The sequence below is a fragment of the Larkinella sp. C7 genome, from assembly GCF_006149005.1.
Classification (GTDB): Bacteria; Bacteroidota; Bacteroidia; order Cytophagales; family Spirosomataceae; genus Larkinella.
Map to the genome: position 1 here is coordinate 1 of NZ_VBSL01000183.1, position 414 is coordinate 414.

General features: G+C 43.0%; 1 protein-coding gene. It reads right to left on the bottom strand.

Annotated elements, in window-relative coordinates; genetic code table 11:
• Positions 1-45: 45 nt before the first annotated feature.
• The coding region (locus FH871_RS35025) for a triose-phosphate isomerase (protein ID WP_138995359.1) at positions 46-414 on the bottom strand (369 nt) is incomplete at its 5' end.

Sequence of the window (414 nt, forward strand, 5' to 3'; positions counted from 1 at the left end):
AATAACTTCTAACCTATTTTTTATTTAACTATTTTTGCTTATTGATTATTTTACAAAGTCCAAAAGTGCCAAGAAGCTGTCTGCTTGCAGTGAAGCACCACCAACGAGGGCACCGTCAACATCTGGACAAGCCATGTAAGAAGCAACGTTTTCAGGTTTAACAGATCCACCGTATTGGATACGAACCTTATCAGCTACTTCTTGACCGAAATCTTTAGCGACAACGTCACGAACAGTTTTACACATGTGTTGAGCGTCATCTTGGCTAGCTGATTTACCAGTACCGATAGCCCAGATTGGTTCGTAAGCGATAACTGTTGCTGCTACTTGGTCAGCGCTCAATCCAGCCAAGGCTGCAGAAACTTGAGCACCTACGAATTCAGCTGCTTTACCAGCTTCGTAAGTTTCAAGAGC